At 52.7% G+C, this 13,869-nt stretch carries 28 protein-coding genes; 12 read left to right on the forward strand and 16 right to left on the reverse strand.

The window, feature by feature from the left end; all coding sequences use genetic code 11:
- Positions 1–51: 51 nt before the first annotated feature.
- From terL to F457_RS13565, 6 genes are all read right to left on the reverse strand, one after another.
- Entirely contained in the window at positions 52–1,539 is a 1,488-nt protein-coding gene (terL, locus tag F457_RS0106580; RefSeq protein WP_018980346.1) for a phage terminase large subunit, read from the reverse strand.
- Positions 1,520–1,834 carry a hypothetical protein gene (locus F457_RS12405; RefSeq protein ID WP_018980347.1) on the reverse strand — a complete coding sequence of 105 codons (315 nt, stop codon included), beginning with the start codon at positions 1,832–1,834 and terminating at the stop codon, positions 1,520–1,522. The genes terL and F457_RS12405 overlap by 20 nt, the downstream gene beginning before the upstream one ends.
- 24 nt (positions 1,835–1,858) lie before the next feature.
- The gene (locus F457_RS0106590; RefSeq protein ID WP_018980348.1) at positions 1,859–2,212 is read right to left on the reverse strand and encodes a hypothetical protein; all 354 of its coding nucleotides are present in this window, start codon (positions 2,210–2,212) and stop codon (positions 1,859–1,861) included.
- Entirely contained in the window at positions 2,209–2,571 is a 363-nt protein-coding gene (locus F457_RS0106595) for a hypothetical protein (protein WP_018980349.1), read from the reverse strand. Before F457_RS0106595 ends, F457_RS0106590 begins: the two co-directional genes overlap by 4 nt.
- A gap of 111 nt (positions 2,572–2,682) precedes the next feature.
- Positions 2,683–3,234: a hypothetical protein gene (locus F457_RS0106600; RefSeq protein ID WP_018980350.1), complete on the reverse strand. Its 552-nt coding sequence runs from the start codon at positions 3,232–3,234 to the stop codon at positions 2,683–2,685.
- The gene (locus tag F457_RS13565; RefSeq protein ID WP_245539121.1) at positions 3,231–4,292 is read right to left on the reverse strand and encodes a helix-turn-helix domain-containing protein; all 1,062 of its coding nucleotides are present in this window, start codon (positions 4,290–4,292) and stop codon (positions 3,231–3,233) included. Before F457_RS13565 ends, F457_RS0106600 begins: the two co-directional genes overlap by 4 nt.
- On the opposite strand from F457_RS13565, the gene F457_RS13925 reads away from it, so the two are divergent.
- The gene (locus F457_RS13925) at positions 4,279–4,446 is read left to right on the forward strand and encodes a hypothetical protein (protein ID WP_169584111.1); all 168 of its coding nucleotides are present in this window, start codon (positions 4,279–4,281) and stop codon (positions 4,444–4,446) included. The genes F457_RS13565 and F457_RS13925 overlap by 14 nt on opposite strands.
- 68 nt (positions 4,447–4,514) lie before the next feature.
- Here F457_RS13925 and F457_RS0106610 read toward each other — a convergent pair whose 3' ends face one another.
- Genes F457_RS0106610 through F457_RS14385 form a run of 9 tightly spaced genes read right to left on the reverse strand, consistent with a single transcriptional unit; the run spans position 4,515 to position 8,589 of the window.
- Positions 4,515–5,075 (reverse strand): hypothetical protein, encoded by a 561-nt coding sequence (locus F457_RS0106610; protein ID WP_018980352.1) that lies wholly within the window; start codon positions 5,073–5,075, stop codon positions 4,515–4,517.
- Positions 5,072–6,103 (reverse strand): DnaT-like ssDNA-binding domain-containing protein, encoded by a 1,032-nt coding sequence (locus tag F457_RS13290; RefSeq protein ID WP_018980353.1) that lies wholly within the window; start codon positions 6,101–6,103, stop codon positions 5,072–5,074. The genes F457_RS0106610 and F457_RS13290 overlap by 4 nt, the downstream gene beginning before the upstream one ends.
- Positions 6,103–6,477, reverse strand: a complete 375-nt coding sequence (locus F457_RS12415; protein ID WP_018980354.1) for a VRR-NUC domain-containing protein — start codon at positions 6,475–6,477, stop codon at positions 6,103–6,105. Before F457_RS12415 ends, F457_RS13290 begins: the two co-directional genes overlap by 1 nt.
- Positions 6,474–6,749, reverse strand: a complete 276-nt coding sequence (locus F457_RS0106625; protein WP_018980355.1) for a hypothetical protein — start codon at positions 6,747–6,749, stop codon at positions 6,474–6,476. The genes F457_RS12415 and F457_RS0106625 overlap by 4 nt, the downstream gene beginning before the upstream one ends.
- A gap of 1 nt (position 6,750) precedes the next feature.
- Positions 6,751–7,002 carry a DUF2312 domain-containing protein gene (locus F457_RS0106630; protein ID WP_018980356.1) on the reverse strand — a complete coding sequence of 84 codons (252 nt, stop codon included), beginning with the start codon at positions 7,000–7,002 and terminating at the stop codon, positions 6,751–6,753.
- Positions 7,003–7,011: 9 nt separating this feature from the next.
- Entirely contained in the window at positions 7,012–7,482 is a 471-nt protein-coding gene (gene ssb, locus F457_RS0106635) for a single-stranded DNA-binding protein (protein WP_018980357.1), read from the reverse strand.
- Entirely contained in the window at positions 7,482–7,664 is a 183-nt protein-coding gene (locus F457_RS0106640) for a hypothetical protein (protein ID WP_018980358.1), read from the reverse strand. Before F457_RS0106640 ends, ssb begins: the two co-directional genes overlap by 1 nt.
- The gene (locus F457_RS0106645) at positions 7,661–8,347 is read right to left on the reverse strand and encodes a hypothetical protein (RefSeq protein WP_018980359.1); all 687 of its coding nucleotides are present in this window, start codon (positions 8,345–8,347) and stop codon (positions 7,661–7,663) included. The genes F457_RS0106640 and F457_RS0106645 overlap by 4 nt, the downstream gene beginning before the upstream one ends.
- Positions 8,344–8,589: a transcriptional regulator gene (locus tag F457_RS14385; protein ID WP_083912724.1), complete on the reverse strand. Its 246-nt coding sequence runs from the start codon at positions 8,587–8,589 to the stop codon at positions 8,344–8,346. The genes F457_RS0106645 and F457_RS14385 overlap by 4 nt, the downstream gene beginning before the upstream one ends.
- Positions 8,590–8,675: 86 nt before the next feature.
- Between F457_RS14385 and F457_RS13295 the strand changes: the two genes are divergently transcribed.
- From F457_RS13295 to F457_RS12425, 11 genes are all read left to right on the forward strand, one after another.
- On the forward strand, positions 8,676–9,074 hold the full coding sequence (locus F457_RS13295) for a helix-turn-helix domain-containing protein (protein WP_018980360.1): 399 nt from the start codon (positions 8,676–8,678) through the stop codon (positions 9,072–9,074).
- A 95-nt stretch (positions 9,075–9,169) separates the two neighbouring features.
- Complete coding sequence (locus tag F457_RS0106655; protein WP_018980361.1) at positions 9,170–9,493, forward strand: hypothetical protein; 324 nt, start codon at positions 9,170–9,172, stop codon at positions 9,491–9,493.
- On the forward strand, positions 9,490–9,810 hold the full coding sequence (locus F457_RS0106660; protein ID WP_018980362.1) for a hypothetical protein: 321 nt from the start codon (positions 9,490–9,492) through the stop codon (positions 9,808–9,810). The genes F457_RS0106655 and F457_RS0106660 overlap by 4 nt, the downstream gene beginning before the upstream one ends.
- Positions 9,791–10,054, forward strand: a complete 264-nt coding sequence (locus tag F457_RS0106665) for a hypothetical protein (protein ID WP_018980363.1) — start codon at positions 9,791–9,793, stop codon at positions 10,052–10,054. Before F457_RS0106660 ends, F457_RS0106665 begins: the two co-directional genes overlap by 20 nt.
- 31 nt (positions 10,055–10,085) lie before the next feature.
- Positions 10,086–10,304: a hypothetical protein gene (locus F457_RS0106670; RefSeq protein WP_040920954.1), complete on the forward strand. Its 219-nt coding sequence runs from the start codon at positions 10,086–10,088 to the stop codon at positions 10,302–10,304.
- Complete coding sequence (locus tag F457_RS0106675) at positions 10,301–11,197, forward strand: PD-(D/E)XK nuclease-like domain-containing protein (RefSeq protein WP_018980365.1); 897 nt, start codon at positions 10,301–10,303, stop codon at positions 11,195–11,197. The genes F457_RS0106670 and F457_RS0106675 overlap by 4 nt, the downstream gene beginning before the upstream one ends.
- Positions 11,194–12,228, forward strand: coding sequence for an AAA family ATPase (locus F457_RS0106680; RefSeq protein WP_018980366.1), 1,035 nt, complete (start codon positions 11,194–11,196; stop codon positions 12,226–12,228). Before F457_RS0106675 ends, F457_RS0106680 begins: the two co-directional genes overlap by 4 nt.
- A complete protein-coding gene (locus F457_RS0106685) occupies positions 12,225–12,425 on the forward strand; it encodes a hypothetical protein (RefSeq protein ID WP_018980367.1) in 201 nt (66 codons plus the stop codon). The genes F457_RS0106680 and F457_RS0106685 overlap by 4 nt, the downstream gene beginning before the upstream one ends.
- Positions 12,422–12,655: a hypothetical protein gene (locus F457_RS0106690; protein ID WP_156809378.1), complete on the forward strand. Its 234-nt coding sequence runs from the start codon at positions 12,422–12,424 to the stop codon at positions 12,653–12,655. The genes F457_RS0106685 and F457_RS0106690 overlap by 4 nt, the downstream gene beginning before the upstream one ends.
- The gene (locus F457_RS0106695; RefSeq protein ID WP_245539122.1) at positions 12,652–13,083 is read left to right on the forward strand and encodes a hypothetical protein; all 432 of its coding nucleotides are present in this window, start codon (positions 12,652–12,654) and stop codon (positions 13,081–13,083) included. Before F457_RS0106690 ends, F457_RS0106695 begins: the two co-directional genes overlap by 4 nt.
- A complete protein-coding gene (locus F457_RS12425; protein WP_018980370.1) occupies positions 13,080–13,310 on the forward strand; it encodes a helix-turn-helix transcriptional regulator in 231 nt (76 codons plus the stop codon). The genes F457_RS0106695 and F457_RS12425 overlap by 4 nt, the downstream gene beginning before the upstream one ends.
- Here the strand turns inward: F457_RS12425 and F457_RS14320 are convergent.
- On the reverse strand, positions 13,285–13,848 hold the full coding sequence (locus tag F457_RS14320) for a tyrosine-type recombinase/integrase (RefSeq protein ID WP_342661927.1): 564 nt from the start codon (positions 13,846–13,848) through the stop codon (positions 13,285–13,287). The two genes, F457_RS12425 and F457_RS14320, sit on opposite strands and share 26 nt — an antisense overlap.
- Positions 13,849–13,869 lie beyond the last annotated feature (21 nt).

Raw genomic sequence — 13,869 nt, forward strand, 5'->3', positions numbered from 1 at the left:
TCACGGATGATCAAAGGTATGACAAACAGAGGAACGCCGATGAGACGCTCCTTAAAACGCCTCATAACCACCCTCATCATCGGCCCAGAAACTGTCAGCATCGTCGGGAGCGAGAGGCCCCATATCGGGCGTCCAAATGGCCGTAAATGCGCCAGCCGCAGCGTCGACTTGATCGTCATGGGTGGCAGCAGGGAAGGCGCGGAGCTCTTTAATAAAAGGGGCATTCCATGCGGACTTTACGAGACACACATTGCCCACATTTACTTGTGAGGCGAAGGGGGTCGCGCGCGTCGCTTTATCGCCCGTTTCCCGAATACACTGCACTTGGTGCCCCACGAGGAGGCCGGTGAGGTAAGCCGATTGGGCTTTCCCAGCTTGGCCGGGGTCTTCTGGCAAGACGATACGCGTCTCATACCCGTCCGCTTTGGCGGTATTGAGGATGGCTTGTTGCACATCTTGCGGGCCGCCACGAAAGCGAACAATATCAAGAATGACATAATGCTGACTGTCCAAGCGTCCCATTTTAACCCCAACCGTCCAGTCAGGGTCATTGCCGCCCGTATCGCGCGTAGCGGCTAAATCCCAGCGTCTGACAAGATCCATGACGCCAGAGGGTTCAGCATCAAGATAGGACAAGGCCGTCAGCTTAAAGAGATTTCCTTCAGCTTCGGTGGGCTTTTGCTGGTAAAGGGCAGCCCATTCACGCGGGCCAACCGTGTCGCGAATACGTTTGAGCGCTGGCAACGGGTAGCGGTCAGGCCACAATGCCTCGCCTTCTGCGCGACCTAGGGCATCATCAGGGCTATCAGCCAATGCTGGGAGCTCAACAACATTCCAACGGTCGCCTCCGGTTTCTTGTGCTTTAAGCAACCGCCCTGCCAAATCGTCAGGATGCCAGCGCGTCATAATGAGCACGATAGCGCCACCGGGCATCAGACGAGTGTAAAGAACAGACCGATACCAATCCCACACATTGTCACGAATGACTTGGGACTCAGCTTCTTTACGATCCTTAAAAGGGTCATCAATGATAGCAAGATGAGCACCCTTGCCTGTCAGGCCGCCGTCAACACCAGCAGCGACATAAACACCGCCCTTACTGGTCGCCCATTGGCCTTTAGCGCTGCTATCTTGAGAGAGAGAAACATCAGGGAATACGTTGGAAAATTCAGGCGAACGAACAAGGTTACGAACATGACGACCGAAGGTATTTTCAGCTAAATCAGCCGAATATGATGCCGTAATAATTTGCCGCTCTGGATGGCGGCCAAGAAACCATGCAGGAAAACGCGTGCTTGAAAGCTCTGATTTCCCGTGTCGCGGCGGCATAAACACCATAAGACGGTCAATCTCGCCACGCTCAACCGCCAACAGCTTATGAGATAAGAGGCGTAAATGCTCTCCCGCCTCGTAAGAAGGCATCGTGTATTGCGTAAAAGCGAGAGGATCAATACGAGCCCTCCAACGAGAACGTAGTTCTTCTGTCGCACGTTCTTGTACACGACGTTCTAACGCGTCTCTATCTTTCGTGTTCTTCATCGGGGTTTATCCCAGCCAAGACGGCCAGGTCATCTTCTGTCATGTCAGATAAACTACGTTTCACGTTGGCATCAATTGTTTGCCTTGGTTTGCCGTAAGCACGGTCTAAAATATCGCGTGCCGCCGCTACACGTGCAGCGTCACTCTCTCCATTTTTGGCAATGTCACGCAGTATATTAAGCGCTTCTGTGCCATGTTCTTGTGCGAGCGCACGAATATCGGCAGTCGCCTTGTTGGGCACGCCTTTTTTCCGACCTGCTCCAGTAGGACGCGGCTTTCCTTTTGGCCAAGCCATGACATTTCCTCAACTTACTTAAACTTATTTTGTATTCTCTACTGCTGTCATCCAGCGTTCGATGATCTTCTCGCGGCGTTCGATCTCAAAGCGCAGCATGTCGAACCGTGCTTTATTGGCCGCCGCATAAAGAGGGGCTGTCTCTGCCTCAAGGGCGCGGATTTCATCAGCAAGCACCCAGCATGAGATGTCTAAAGCCTCAACAAAGAGGCGGGTCTTTTCCTCACCTTCACTCATAAGGCGTAGGAAGTTGCCGATTGTTGGGCGCCCCTCGCGTCCAAAACAGACGGTGTTCAGCGTGTAACCATGTTCGATTTCGTTCAGCATGGCACGAAGAACATCGTCAGAGGGGGCGTTGTGTAACGTCTGCTGTCTCATAATGTTCTCCGTTGGGGGTAAGCATCTTCCCGCGCTTGTATCCGCACTTCTTTACAGGCAGCGGCCCAAACGCGCTTCATGAGCGTTTCTGGAACGGTGGATGGCAGGGGATAGACGACATGGTGAGGCAGCGTGAACGGGGCGCAACGGATCACATCACGAGCCGACAGACCGAGCAGCGCCGCATCCATCCATGACGGGTGGACATCAGCACGGTGGGCATTGGCAGGCCCGCGTCGGATAGGCACGAGTGCTACGCGTTCGCGGTCACGCTTGAGCACAACACAAAGGCCGCCGCGTGTAGATACAACCCTCCCGCGTCTCAGCCTGCGGTCAGGTTGGGACGTGGGGTAGGGCATGGGATTGTCTTGTGAAAGAGTTTGATTTTGTAGGGAGTGTCAGGTTGTTAAGCCGGTTTAACAAAAAAGCCGCACACCCGATTAGATGCACGACTTCCGACTATGCCAATATCATCTCACGTTTATGCTATACGTACAAGTCCTTTTTTCACGAGCCTGTTTTTTGTGTTTTTCAACGTAGAAATTAGCGAGCTGCTCTAGGAGTAAAACGCATTGAGAGCGAGCGCATTTAGAGGCGTCTGGCTGGCTCTTATGAGGCCACAACTGCTTCCCAATGGCCGAGAAGCTCATGCCCTCGACCAGCAGCATTTCTAACCTGTGGTGCGAGCACCGGCCAAGCGCTTCACGCACCTCAGCAATCCGAGCGGCCGCTTTACCGCGCGCAACAGCGAAGGTGTGGACGTTGCCGGGGATATAGTCCCGGTCGAGCGGGTCTTTGAGGTAATCGGCATAGCCCCCTTTGAAGAAGATATAATCCTCCAGCCAACGGTTCGCGGCGGTAACGGCTTCCCCGCTGATGTCGCCGCTTTCGTGAAGTGTTTGCACGGTGCGGGCTTTCACGCGGCGTTTGCGCTTTCCCATACCGAGTGTTTCGTAGTCGGGCTTGAGTGTGCGCTCTGTGGTTGGCCCATCGGAGAGGGCATAGGCGGCGGCTTTGCTCATGAGGCACTCCGTTCTTTTTTCTTTTCAGGGAGCCAGTAGCCAGCGTATGGCCCGCGATGACCACGTTCCCACACCACCCACGCATAGGCTGTGGTGCCGCTATGTTTTTGTTTTTGACCGAGCAAATGCCCTGGGACGCAACTAATTCGGTCGGGGAAATGCCATACGCGAGCAGGGGGTGTTTGCTTGAGCCATTCCGACCGCTTGATACCCTCAAGGAAGGCAGCGCGGAGGAAAAGGCACACGCGGCCTTGCGTATGGTCTAAGGCCAGCTTTACGAACTTTTCCGCCTGATTGAAGGGCGGGTTGGAGATGATCGAGGTTGGCTTGAGATCGGGAATAGCCGCGCTGAAATCCTCAACACGCGCTCCTATGCCATGGTCAACAATGTCGCTTCCGACGGCTTTAACCCCAGCGCGGCCACACGCCCGGAGGATGTTCCCTTGCCCGCAACAGGGATCTAAGATCGTTCCAGAGAAGGGCTTTTCCACAGCAAGGAGCCGATCCGTGGCATGTTCTGGCTCTACATACCAATCATGAGCCACGCGGTTATAAGAGGTTTTTTTGGAAGACGTAGCCTCAGGAGCAGATTGGAGGATGTCTTGGTAAATCTGTCGAGGGGTGCGGTCTTTCTTGTATGACAGCAGCCGTATCGTTTCCAACACCATGCGCGGATAGTCGGTAACAGTATCGCCGTCTGGCACGATAATCATACCGTTATCAGGATATTCATAACAAAGACTGTGCTCGCTATAAAAACCAAGCTTCTGCCAGCCATTGGCTGCCAGATACTGTTGAATAGCTGCTGGGGTTAGGATCATCAGCTCTTGGAGCGTAGGGTAGTTCTTTCTCACTTCGTCGTTATGCGCAGACGCAGCTTTTCTGATGCTGTCTGCATTTTCGTTGAGGCCATAAGCGTCAATGAACCTTTCAACTATCTTATCAGAGACTTCATACCCTCCACGCTCCATACGGGAGATCACGGCGGCCTTTGTACCCAGCTTACGAGCTGCATCTAGCAGTCGATCCCCGTGGGCGATACGGATGTCGCGCACCATCCTTGCGAACTCAGAGCGCATCACACATCTCCTCCAAAGCACCGATGAAGAGCGTCGCTTTCTGCGTTCCGATTTGTCTCGTTCTCAGCAGCGCCTGAATTCAGCGGTTCGTAGCGATAGTACTCCAGAGAATTCCGATTATCGTCTCCGATAAGAGATAGGCATAGCGAACGCCAGTTATCCGCCGTTTTTTGGGTATTTACGCTTGGAAATTCCGAAGAGTTACGCATGGTATTTCTGATCCTCCACCAACTGCTGATAAGCGCGTGGAGCCTGTTGCTTGAGCAGAGAGAGGCTTGAGCGTCGTGCCTCATCAGGCGTTGTGCCGCGTCCGAAGGCGAGCTGACGAAAGCCGTCATTGTTGGCCTCATGCCATCCAGCCAAGAAGACACGATCTTTAGGCGTCAATTCCTGTGAGCTATCGGGGGACGCATGTCGCGAAATGCGTTCCCTTTGCCATTGCTCGCGGGCTGCCGCACGCAGTGGCTCCGCATATTCGTTCAACGCTGCGCACAGTTCAGCAGCGCAAGGGAAGAACTTGAAGCGGCGTCGGCAAAAACGGACAGCATCTGCGTTCCATACCGTGTCAGGAAGCTCTGCTTCAGCCATGACAAGCACTAGCTCAGCCCAAAACTCTGCACGTTCCTTCTCCGGTTTGTCGCGGAATTCTCGCGAATGCTGAACGTAGGAGGCAAGCTTGGTCAACCATCCGCCAATGCGGCGGTTCCGAGCCTGTGCAACGGTGTGGGATCGGTCAGGAAGGTGCGTAACAACGGCGCTCATGCGTGTCCTCCAAAGCGGGAGTAGGCTGCTTTTTGCTCAGGGGTTAGGTCAGGGACGACGTTACCGAAATTGTCCCCTAAGCCCTCGAACGGGTTGCTTGGACGTCGCGGTGCTGTGGGGGCGTTATTGGCCTTTCCGCCCTTGAGAAACTGACCTTGTCGCTTATCGGCTTCTCGACGGCACCATGTCCGGAAGGTCGCGTCCCAATCCAGCTTGCACGCTTTTGCTCCAGGAGTTGCATGCCAGTAATCACGAAAATCTTCAGTAATCCGTTGAGGGTTTAGGTTTCGCTCGTTGGCGTAATCCAACAGCTCTTCCGATGGCTGCCAATCGTCAGGAAGACGGGATCCGCGTTTGGTGGATTTTGTTTTTGGTTTCGATGAAGCTGGCTGCTCTTTGGGTGCGCGCGCCTCTCGAACGGAGTGAGAGAGTAACTCCTCTTCCTCTCCTCTTCCTCCTCCTCTTCCTAGGGGAACCGGTTCCGAACGGGTGGGGAACTGGTTCGTAACTTGGTCAGAACTAGGGGCACTATCGTGAGAAACCGGCGTAGAACTGCGCTTCTCTTGACCGGTAGAAGGGGCGGGTGATGGCTCTTCTTCTGTCGTCTCGTCCGCGCTAGGAGAAGCACGTCCCGTGGTGGAGGAACCGGTTTCTCCCTCGTTCCCACCGAGTGGGGGCGTCTCTTCCGTCGCACAGAAACGCACGACATCTTCAGGCATGGGGTTTTTGCGGTTTGGCTTTTTGGGAGACTGAAACTTGCCGAAATTGCGGACGGCCCCATAAGACACGCCATCAACCTCGTAACGTGTGATCACGCCAAGCTCAGTGAGTTCATTGAGCAACGCGCTGATGTCAACTTGGCGCAACGGCATGATACGGGCCTGAAGCTGCCGCGGCTTCCATGCAAAAGCGCCGCCGTCATCAGCCTCGCCCCACAGGCCAATCATGAAGAGCTGGGCTTCAAGGCTCATCTCAAGTGTGGCTTCATCAGTCCAGAAGCCGGGGTGGATCGAACGGATACGAGCCATTACAAAGCTCCTTTCAGGCGTACGCCTTGTTCTTTGAGGAACGCAACAACGTCTTCCAATGAGCGACAAACAGCCGTTGGCGCACCACAATGACGCGCATTGGCAAGGAATTCTTGTTGCTTGGGGGTCAGGCGGCCCGTTGGTATTTTGAGCTCAATAAGCAGGAGGCGACCGCGATAGAGAATGTGCAAATCTGGCACGCCCGCAATGCACCCGCGTGCAACGTGGCTCTTCCCGCGAATGGGCCCGAGGTTGTTATTCTCGACCGACCAAGCGAGGCAATCACTGGGCAGGAGCGTCTGTAGAGCTTCCCATATATGAGTGTGGAGCGCACTCTCGCGCTGTTGAATGGGGCGATGACGGCGCATCATCATACAAACCTCCCATGCCCATCGCGTTTGCGTTGTGGTGATGCGGTACCCATTGAGGCGAGCTGCTTTCTGAGTTGCGTAACGAGAGCGAAGGCACGGTGGTTTTCGCTCTCAAGCTGCCAAAGCTGCTCCCGCAAATAGCGCACGTCTGAGGCACAGCGTTCCTGATGGTTGCGTAGATCGACACAGGTTGCTTGCAGCGCCTTGTTGTGACGGCGTTCTTGGGCAAGCTCGCGGTGCAGCCTACGGACTGAGGGATAGACAAGGCGCAACATCTTACATCCCCAACGCTTTACGGTAGATGTCGAGCATCGTTTCTTGCTCTTCCACCTCAGCGGGCTCTTGCTTGCGGAGCTTGAGCAGCTCTTTAACGACCTTCACGTCAAAGCCTGCTGACTTGGCTTCTGTGAAGAGGTCGCGAATGTCCGACCCCAGAGCTTTACGTTCTTCTTCAAGGCGTTCGACGCGTTCAATGATGGAGCGCAGACGATCAGCGGCAATGCCGCCTGTTGTGTGTGTATCTGTCATAATGTGCCTCTAAAATGGGATTTCGTCGTCGAGTGGGTCTTGGCTTGCATCCACGTCAGACATGGAGCGCTGAGAACCGTAGGACTGGCTTTGAGCGGGCTGTTTCTGCTGGGAAGGCTCGCGGTCAGACTTGCTATCGAGCATCTCCAAATCACCACGGAAGCGGCTAATCACGATCTCTGTCGTGTAACGCTCCACACCCTGCTTATCTTCCCACTTACGCGTCTGAAGCTCGCCTTCGAGATAAACATTGCTGCCTTTGCGTAAGAAACGTTCAGCTACACCAGCGGTGTGCTCGTTCCAGATCACGACCTTATGCCATTCGGTGCGTTCGCGACGTTCGCCGGTGTGCTTGTCTGTCCAACTCTCGCTGGTAGCGATGGAGAGCTGAACGATCTTTGCCCCGGATTGTGTGTTGCGTACCTCTGGATCACGTCCCAATCGACCGACGAGAATGACCTTGTTAACGGAGCCCGCCATTACCGAACCCTCCGCACTTGCAGTTCCTCACGACCGCGCACGCAAATAGTGCGGGTTGTTACGTCATCAGAGAGGGCGGCTTGGCTTTCTGTGCAGACAGCGCCGGGAGCGGGAACAAACCGCCCATCACAGTCGCTAAAGTAGGCGATGGTCGTCCATTGGGTGGGGATAGTGCGGCTCATGACGACGCCTCATCTTCACCAGCGCGGCGTTCAATTTCTTCATCGGCGATCTGAGAGAGAAGACCAGCAAGCCATCCCGGCATTGCATGGCGTCTGATCGTCCGAAGGTCTTCATCGGGTAGCTGACAAATAAACATCCGAGCACGCGGATCAAGCAGCTTAGGGCATCCCCATTTCTGCAATTCCTCATCGGTTGGGCTGGTAAGCCTTTCCTCACGGTATTTACGAATGTCCGTTTGAACAGCAAGATTGACCCGGTCGCAACGCTCCTGCTCAGAGAGCGTATCGTCGTGGGGACGCTTCGCTTGGGTGTCTTGTGCTACGGTTTCGTTGCCTGCTTCGGAGGTCGAGTCCGTGCGGGCATCTTTTGAAGCTGAACTAGGGGACGAAGATGACAGGTTTTGAGTTGAAAGACCTGAAGGTTGAGAAGAGCAGCGATTACAAACTTCAGTCTTCAACAGATGTGACGCTGAGAACCCATCTTGATACCCTTCCAGCCACGACACTAGATCAGTGGAAGGTTTGGATAGAGGATCAGCTTCAAGGCAGCTTTCAAGGCTCTTCAGAAGAGGGATAATCTGAACAGGAGCTAAGTGGATGGTTTGGTGTTCACGCGGTGCGCAGTTGTAAATAAGGCGGCCATCATGCCAGACCATCCCTAGATATTGCTTTTCCTCGCTCATACCCGTGTCTCCTTCTGGTGTTGTGTGGGGGTGGGGGTCGTGCGCCGCGTTGGACGGCGCGGCGGATACAGGTCAGGGCGCAGCTCTTCACGCGGGATGCCGGTAAGGGATTCCACTGCTATGACGTGACGCGCGGGAACCTGGTTCCATTTGAGGACTGAAGTGTGCGTTCGGTGTCCTAAGTGTCGTGACATCTTTGTGCACCCTCCGCAGGCTTGGATGATTTGCTTTATCGTAACCATAAGTCTCTTATAGAGACAAAAAAGTATTTTGCAAGAAAGTCTCGATCGGAGACCATCGTTTTTTTTAGTTTTGCTAGGAAATAACGATGACTGGATTAAATCGTGATCGCTTAAAAAATGCACGCAAGGCAGCTCACCTCACGCAGGATGAAGTGGGCGCAGCCCTTGGCAAAAGTCGTGCATTTTTATCTGATATTGAATCAGGCAAGAAAACCGGATCGTTAGAAACGCTTATCGCACTGTCCCAACTTTATAACGTCTCTCTCGATTTCTTGTGTGGTCTCTCTTCGGGTTCGGATAATGAGTCTGAAGAGTATATCGTCCATGAGCCGGATGAGAGGCGTCTTATTGCTATCTGGCGCCTCATAAGCGAGGCGGAGCGTCTTGATCTCATGACTAGTCTGGCCTTGAAAATGGCGGGACGAGGTGGAAAAGCGCTTTCTGGACATGAAGAAACCCCTCAAAAGACGCCTAATATCTCTTAGAGAGACATTTTTCTATTGCGATAAGTCTCTTTTGGAGACATATTGCCCTCATACCGAACGAAGCGCCCCACGTCGGGGCGTAGGAGGAGGGTAAGATGGAAATAGAAGACCGTCAGGAAGCTCTTCGGAGAAGGGGCGAAAGCCTGCGTGAAATGTCCCGTGCATTTCTAATGATGAGCACAATCCTGCCTCTGAACGAAGAGGCCAACAAGGAAACTTACGCAGCATTTGGAGATTCAGCGAACCTACTCAGTGAGGCGTTCAAGCACCATCCCAATTGTGCGACGGGGAAAGACAACATCAACTCAGAGCTGCTTTTAAAGCTAAGAAAAGCCGCAGATGCTCTTGGTGAGGCAGGGGGAGAATCCCATCGTTGTGCTGATGCCTTTGCACGTCAGGCGAAGGAGGCCGCGCAATGATCTACCTTCACGCAGTACCGCAGCCACAGCCGAGCGTCTTTGAGCAGATTGAGAGTGCTGATCCACGTACTCTTAGCGACGAGACGATCCTTTCTTTTGCTCAACGTCTCTCCCAGTGGGTAGGGCGTATGGCTGCTGCAAGTCGTGGCGCTGAACAAGAAGCGTTTAACGAACTAGAATACGGCGTTGAGACCGTTGTTCAGCATTACACACCCTACATGCCCGATCCACTTGACCGTTTACGCCAAGGCAAGACGTCGCCCGTAAGCTCAATCAAGACGAGAAGGTGCTGGGGTGATGTTGGATACGACTATTAGTGTTTCCAGAAAGCAGATCACTGATGCACAAGCTGATCTTATTTCAAGGGAAGATTTAGAGAGTCATTATGGCTTAGAACGTCTCTTCTTTACTGGAGTGATTTTCAGCTCTGCCTTCCGAACGCTTGCAAAAGTGAGCCAATCCAAAGAATTGGCAGATTCAATCGAAGGTGTTTCAAAGGCGCTTGATACCCTTTCTTCTCAAGCACAGATTGAGCGTCAAAAGCTCCTTAGCAGCAAGTAACCACCCCAAGTAAAAGCCAAGGATCGAAACAATGCTGAAACACGCAAACAGGAAAGCTGTGTCTAACGTGCGCGATAGAGAGCTTGACCAGCAATACGGCCTCTGGATCCGCGCTTACGAAGAAGCCGGACGCTACCGAAGCCGTGGCCAAGTCGCGGAAGCAGACCGAACCATGAGGCTCGTGCCCAATATTGAGAATGAGATTGCTCTTTTAGGTGGCGAATTTCCTCAACAGGAGGCGCGGTCATGAAGCCTCTGATTACACAACCAGGCATCTATGATCTCAGTAATGAGCAGTATCATGCTGATCCATGCCCAGAGCCAAGCCTGTCTAATTCGATTGCAAAGGTATTGCTAAAGCAGAGCCCTCTTCACGCCCATTTTCATCATCCGCGCTTAAACCCTAACAGGGCATCAGGATCGCCAAGTTCCGAGATGGAAAAAGGTTCTGCCTTGCATCGGCTGGTTTTGGGCAAAGGATCAGACATTGCCGTTCTCCCATTCGATAATTACCAGACCAATAAAGCTAAAGAGGCTCGCAATTGTGCCCGTGCGGAGGGAAAGATTGTTCTTTTAAAGAAGGATTTTGACGAGATTTCTGCCTGTGCTCAAGCGGCTAAAGCTCAACTTCTGCAACGTGAAGATTGTTCTGAATTATTCGGCCCCGGACAAGCAGAGGCAACGATTGCGTGGAAGAGCAGCGGTTCTTGGTGCCGTGGTATGGTGGATTTTCTGCCAGATAATCCAAGAGTCCCGTTGTTTGACCTCAAAGGAACGACAAAAAGCGCAAGCCCTCATGAATGGAGCCGCTCGCTCGTTAGTGAATATCGCACACAAGACCGGTTTTATGCTCGCGGCCTGAAAGCACTCCGAGGTGTGACGCCTCAACCTATGCGGTTCGTCGTCGTGGAAATGTATGCGCCCTATGCCGTGTCTGTTTTTACGCCTGCGCAAAGCTTGATGCATGTCGCTGATGAAAACGTCACATGCGCTATTCGTCTGTGGAGCGAGTGCATGAAAACGAATAGATGGCCCGGTTACGCGCATATGGCGCATGTGGAGGCCCCGGCTTGGCTGCTGCGTGAGCAAGAAGATCAAGAGCTTAGAGACGATATTTTAGCAGAATTTGGAGCTGTAGCATGAGCTTTACCATTAAACCCGCGATAAGAGAGAAAATTGGTCTTCTGTTCGGCATCGCCGGAGCTTCTGGCTCAGGCAAGACATTCTCAGCTTTGACATTGGCAGAAGGCATTAAGGGCAAGAATGGCAAGATTGCTGTAATTGATACAGAAGCAGGGCGTGCATTGCACTATGCACCATGTCCGGGTGAAAAAGCCGATCCCTCTAAAGGGACATTCGACTTTCTGCATCTGGACTTTCAGCCTCCTTTCGAGCCGATGCGTTATGTCGCGGCGATTAAAGCGGCTGAAGATGCCGGGGCAACCGTCATTGTGATCGACAGTATGAGCCATGAGTGGGACGGAGAAGGTGGATGTGCCGATATGGCTGAAGCCGCTGCCTTGGCTGCTGCAACCGATCGCCAAGGGAATGTCGCGCAGTGGAAAATAGAGGCGATGACAGCGCCGAGCTGGAAAAAGCCGAAGCAGCAACACAAGCGTATGATGGCGCGACTTATTCAAACACGCACACATTTGATCTTTTGCTTGCGCGCTCAAGAGAAGATCAAGTTTGAAAAGGTGGAGAACCCCCAAACTGGACGGTCGCGAAACGAAATTCGACAGATGGGCTTTCAGCCGATTTGTGAGAAGTCGTTTATGTTTGAGCTATCAGGTTCGATGACCATGCATCCCGATACGCCTGGTGAGCCCCGGTATGATTTGCCGCGTAAGTTGAACCATGATTTGCAAGTTATTTTCCCAGCCGGGAAGCAGATCACATCCGCTGCAGGTGAGCGTTTACAGAGATGGGCAGAAACAGGAACGGATCGGCCCCCGGAAGATAAAAATTTGAGCGCCACCCGTGAAATGGTGGAGGCTATTCAGGACGCAAAGACCCAAGAAGACCTTGAGGAAGTGACTGCGGATGAGCGCTTTATCAAGCGCAAACAATGGCTAGAGGAAAAACGTCCCGAACTGTTCGGCCAGGTAGATGCCGCCATCCGTGAAGCCTTGATGCGTTTTGAAGGGGCAGACGATGAGGAGATGCCAGCATGAGCCTCTTCCTCATCTTCTGCCTCGCCGCAGCATTCTACGGCCTCATCGGTGCGACACTCTGGGCCGTATTCGAGCTAACACAGCCACAGCAGAGCTACGTGCCAACAGAAACCCGCGTTGTCGCTTCGTTCATGTGGCCGGTGCTCTTATGCGGCCCGATCATCCGCTTGCTGCGTAAAATCAGGAGGGGGCTGTGATGATTTTAGTTCAAGCCGAGATAGACGCAGATGACGCCATTAGTCAGGTCGATGATAAAGAACTGCTGGAAGAAGTCGTGAGCCGCAAACTCAATCTACCTCCAGCAAAACCATGTGATGTAACGGGCAATGAACTGGTCGCTGATTTGATGCGTGCTTTTGAGACGCGAGACCGAAGCGAATTTAGTTACCTGCTCGACAAAGTATACAACCTTGCGGAGGGCATATGATGTTCATTGCACTAAAGGCGTGCCCGTTCTGTGGGAGCCGTGAACTTGGGTGTGATGGACATTACTTCTATTGCACGACGTGTCATGCAACCGGCCCAGATGAGCCGTTGCCAGATCGTGCGTGGGCTGCACAACGCTGGAGCCGACGTTGCGAATGGGTTCTGTTCCGTGAGGCATTAGCGATGCCGGGCTTTCGATATGGCGTTCGCTACCCCGCCAAGTTCCCAACAGCCTCGGAACCGCATCGCTATGGGCATGTGAAGGCTAGAAAGAATGCTGATGGACGTATGTTTTACTACGTCAACGGCTTGCACCAGCAAACGTTAGACACTCGGGCAGAAGAGCTTTGGGGCGAACCAGTAGTCGGCGACGTGCTCGTTCTTGTCTCAGCTTTGGAGGAATACGCAGAACAGGAGGGAGGGGAATGACGCAAGTAGAAAAAAGAAGAGAGATTCTATTCGAAAGTGGGGAACTTTTGACGCTAGATGAGATTTTGGAAAAAACAAAATTTAGTAAGACGTATATTTATGCCTCAATGAAAAATGGCCGTTTCCCTCGTTCAATTAAATTTAGCACAAAAACAGTTCGTTGGCCTTCAGATGACGTCAATAAATGGTTTGAAGCTTTTATTAATGGCTGCGCACCTGCAGAATAGCAGAAGTTGGTTTCGCATCACGTAACAGGAGATTTGCCCATTCTTGGGCAATCTCCTGTCGTTTTTCCAAGTGTTGTGCTCGGTTATAGGCTGCTTCAACAGAATTTTTCGACGCATGAGCAAGCATCATATCAATAGTAGATCGGTCTTCAGGCCTCCGTTCATTCATAATCGTTGAAAATGAGGAACGGAATCCGTGAGGAACGTGCTGCCCTTCATAGCCTGCTCGTTTAATGAGGGCGCTTAATGTATTTTCTGACATTGGTTTATGAGACCAGCGAACACTTGGGAAAACGAAAGGGGATTTCCCTGTTAGAGGCTTAATAACTTCTAAAATAGCTCGGGCTTGGCTGGGAAGCGGGACAACGTGATCTCTTCGCATTTTCATACGATTTTCTGGAATTTTCCAAATATGTCCCGTGACTTCATCCCAACTCATACCTCTTACTTCATTTGACCTCACAGCGGTTAGGGCGAGAAAGCGCATAGCTAATAATGTAACGGGGTGGGCTGGGAAGTTTTCTATTGCATTCAACATATGTCGTAAGCGCGATAGGTT

Origin of the sequence: Saccharibacter floricola DSM 15669 (assembly GCF_000378165.1) — a bacterium.
GTDB classification, from domain to species: domain Bacteria; phylum Pseudomonadota; class Alphaproteobacteria; order Acetobacterales; family Acetobacteraceae; genus Saccharibacter; species Saccharibacter floricola.

What these genes read in the sequence shown, in the direction of transcription:
- F457_RS0106680 (WP_018980366.1), top strand. Translation starts at nt 11,194, where the DNA reads ATGAGCTTTACCATTAAACCCGCGATAAGAGAGAAAATTGGTCTTCTG.
- F457_RS0106670 (WP_040920954.1), top strand. Translation starts at nt 10,086, where the DNA reads ATGCTGAAACACGCAAACAGGAAAGCTGTGTCTAACGTGCGCGATAGA.
- terL (WP_018980346.1), bottom strand. Translation starts at nt 1,539, where the DNA reads ATGAAGAACACGAAAGATAGAGACGCGTTAGAACGTCGTGTACAAGAA.
- F457_RS0106645 (WP_018980359.1), bottom strand. Translation starts at nt 8,347, where the DNA reads ATGAGCGAGGAAAAGCAATATCTAGGGATGGTCTGGCATGATGGCCGC.
- F457_RS0106665 (WP_018980363.1), top strand. Translation starts at nt 9,791, where the DNA reads ATGTTGGATACGACTATTAGTGTTTCCAGAAAGCAGATCACTGATGCA.
- F457_RS13925 (WP_169584111.1), top strand. Translation starts at nt 4,279, where the DNA reads ATGTCGCGCACCATCCTTGCGAACTCAGAGCGCATCACACATCTCCTC.
- ssb (WP_018980357.1), bottom strand. Translation starts at nt 7,482, where the DNA reads ATGGCGGGCTCCGTTAACAAGGTCATTCTCGTCGGTCGATTGGGACGT.
- F457_RS0106695 (WP_245539122.1), top strand. Translation starts at nt 12,652, where the DNA reads ATGATGTTCATTGCACTAAAGGCGTGCCCGTTCTGTGGGAGCCGTGAA.
- F457_RS12415 (WP_018980354.1), bottom strand. Translation starts at nt 6,477, where the DNA reads ATGATGATGCGCCGTCATCGCCCCATTCAACAGCGCGAGAGTGCGCTC.
- F457_RS12425 (WP_018980370.1), top strand. Translation starts at nt 13,080, where the DNA reads ATGACGCAAGTAGAAAAAAGAAGAGAGATTCTATTCGAAAGTGGGGAA.
- F457_RS13290 (WP_018980353.1), bottom strand. Translation starts at nt 6,103, where the DNA reads ATGGCTCGTATCCGTTCGATCCACCCCGGCTTCTGGACTGATGAAGCC.
- F457_RS13565 (WP_245539121.1), bottom strand. Translation starts at nt 4,292, where the DNA reads ATGGTGCGCGACATCCGTATCGCCCACGGGGATCGACTGCTAGATGCA.
- F457_RS0106675 (WP_018980365.1), top strand. Translation starts at nt 10,301, where the DNA reads ATGAAGCCTCTGATTACACAACCAGGCATCTATGATCTCAGTAATGAG.
- F457_RS0106590 (WP_018980348.1), bottom strand. Translation starts at nt 2,212, where the DNA reads ATGAGACAGCAGACGTTACACAACGCCCCCTCTGACGATGTTCTTCGT.
- F457_RS0106640 (WP_018980358.1), bottom strand. Translation starts at nt 7,664, where the DNA reads ATGAGCCGCACTATCCCCACCCAATGGACGACCATCGCCTACTTTAGC.
- F457_RS0106685 (WP_018980367.1), top strand. Translation starts at nt 12,225, where the DNA reads ATGAGCCTCTTCCTCATCTTCTGCCTCGCCGCAGCATTCTACGGCCTC.
- F457_RS13295 (WP_018980360.1), top strand. Translation starts at nt 8,676, where the DNA reads ATGACTGGATTAAATCGTGATCGCTTAAAAAATGCACGCAAGGCAGCT.
- F457_RS0106595 (WP_018980349.1), bottom strand. Translation starts at nt 2,571, where the DNA reads ATGCCCTACCCCACGTCCCAACCTGACCGCAGGCTGAGACGCGGGAGG.
- F457_RS12405 (WP_018980347.1), bottom strand. Translation starts at nt 1,834, where the DNA reads ATGGCTTGGCCAAAAGGAAAGCCGCGTCCTACTGGAGCAGGTCGGAAA.
- F457_RS0106655 (WP_018980361.1), top strand. Translation starts at nt 9,170, where the DNA reads ATGGAAATAGAAGACCGTCAGGAAGCTCTTCGGAGAAGGGGCGAAAGC.
- F457_RS14385 (WP_083912724.1), bottom strand. Translation starts at nt 8,589, where the DNA reads ATGGTTACGATAAAGCAAATCATCCAAGCCTGCGGAGGGTGCACAAAG.
- F457_RS0106610 (WP_018980352.1), bottom strand. Translation starts at nt 5,075, where the DNA reads ATGAGCGCCGTTGTTACGCACCTTCCTGACCGATCCCACACCGTTGCA.
- F457_RS0106600 (WP_018980350.1), bottom strand. Translation starts at nt 3,234, where the DNA reads ATGAGCAAAGCCGCCGCCTATGCCCTCTCCGATGGGCCAACCACAGAG.
- F457_RS0106625 (WP_018980355.1), bottom strand. Translation starts at nt 6,749, where the DNA reads ATGTTGCGCCTTGTCTATCCCTCAGTCCGTAGGCTGCACCGCGAGCTT.
- F457_RS0106660 (WP_018980362.1), top strand. Translation starts at nt 9,490, where the DNA reads ATGATCTACCTTCACGCAGTACCGCAGCCACAGCCGAGCGTCTTTGAG.
- F457_RS14320 (WP_342661927.1), bottom strand. Translation starts at nt 13,848, where the DNA reads ATGTTGAATGCAATAGAAAACTTCCCAGCCCACCCCGTTACATTATTA.
- F457_RS0106630 (WP_018980356.1), bottom strand. Translation starts at nt 7,002, where the DNA reads ATGACAGATACACACACAACAGGCGGCATTGCCGCTGATCGTCTGCGC.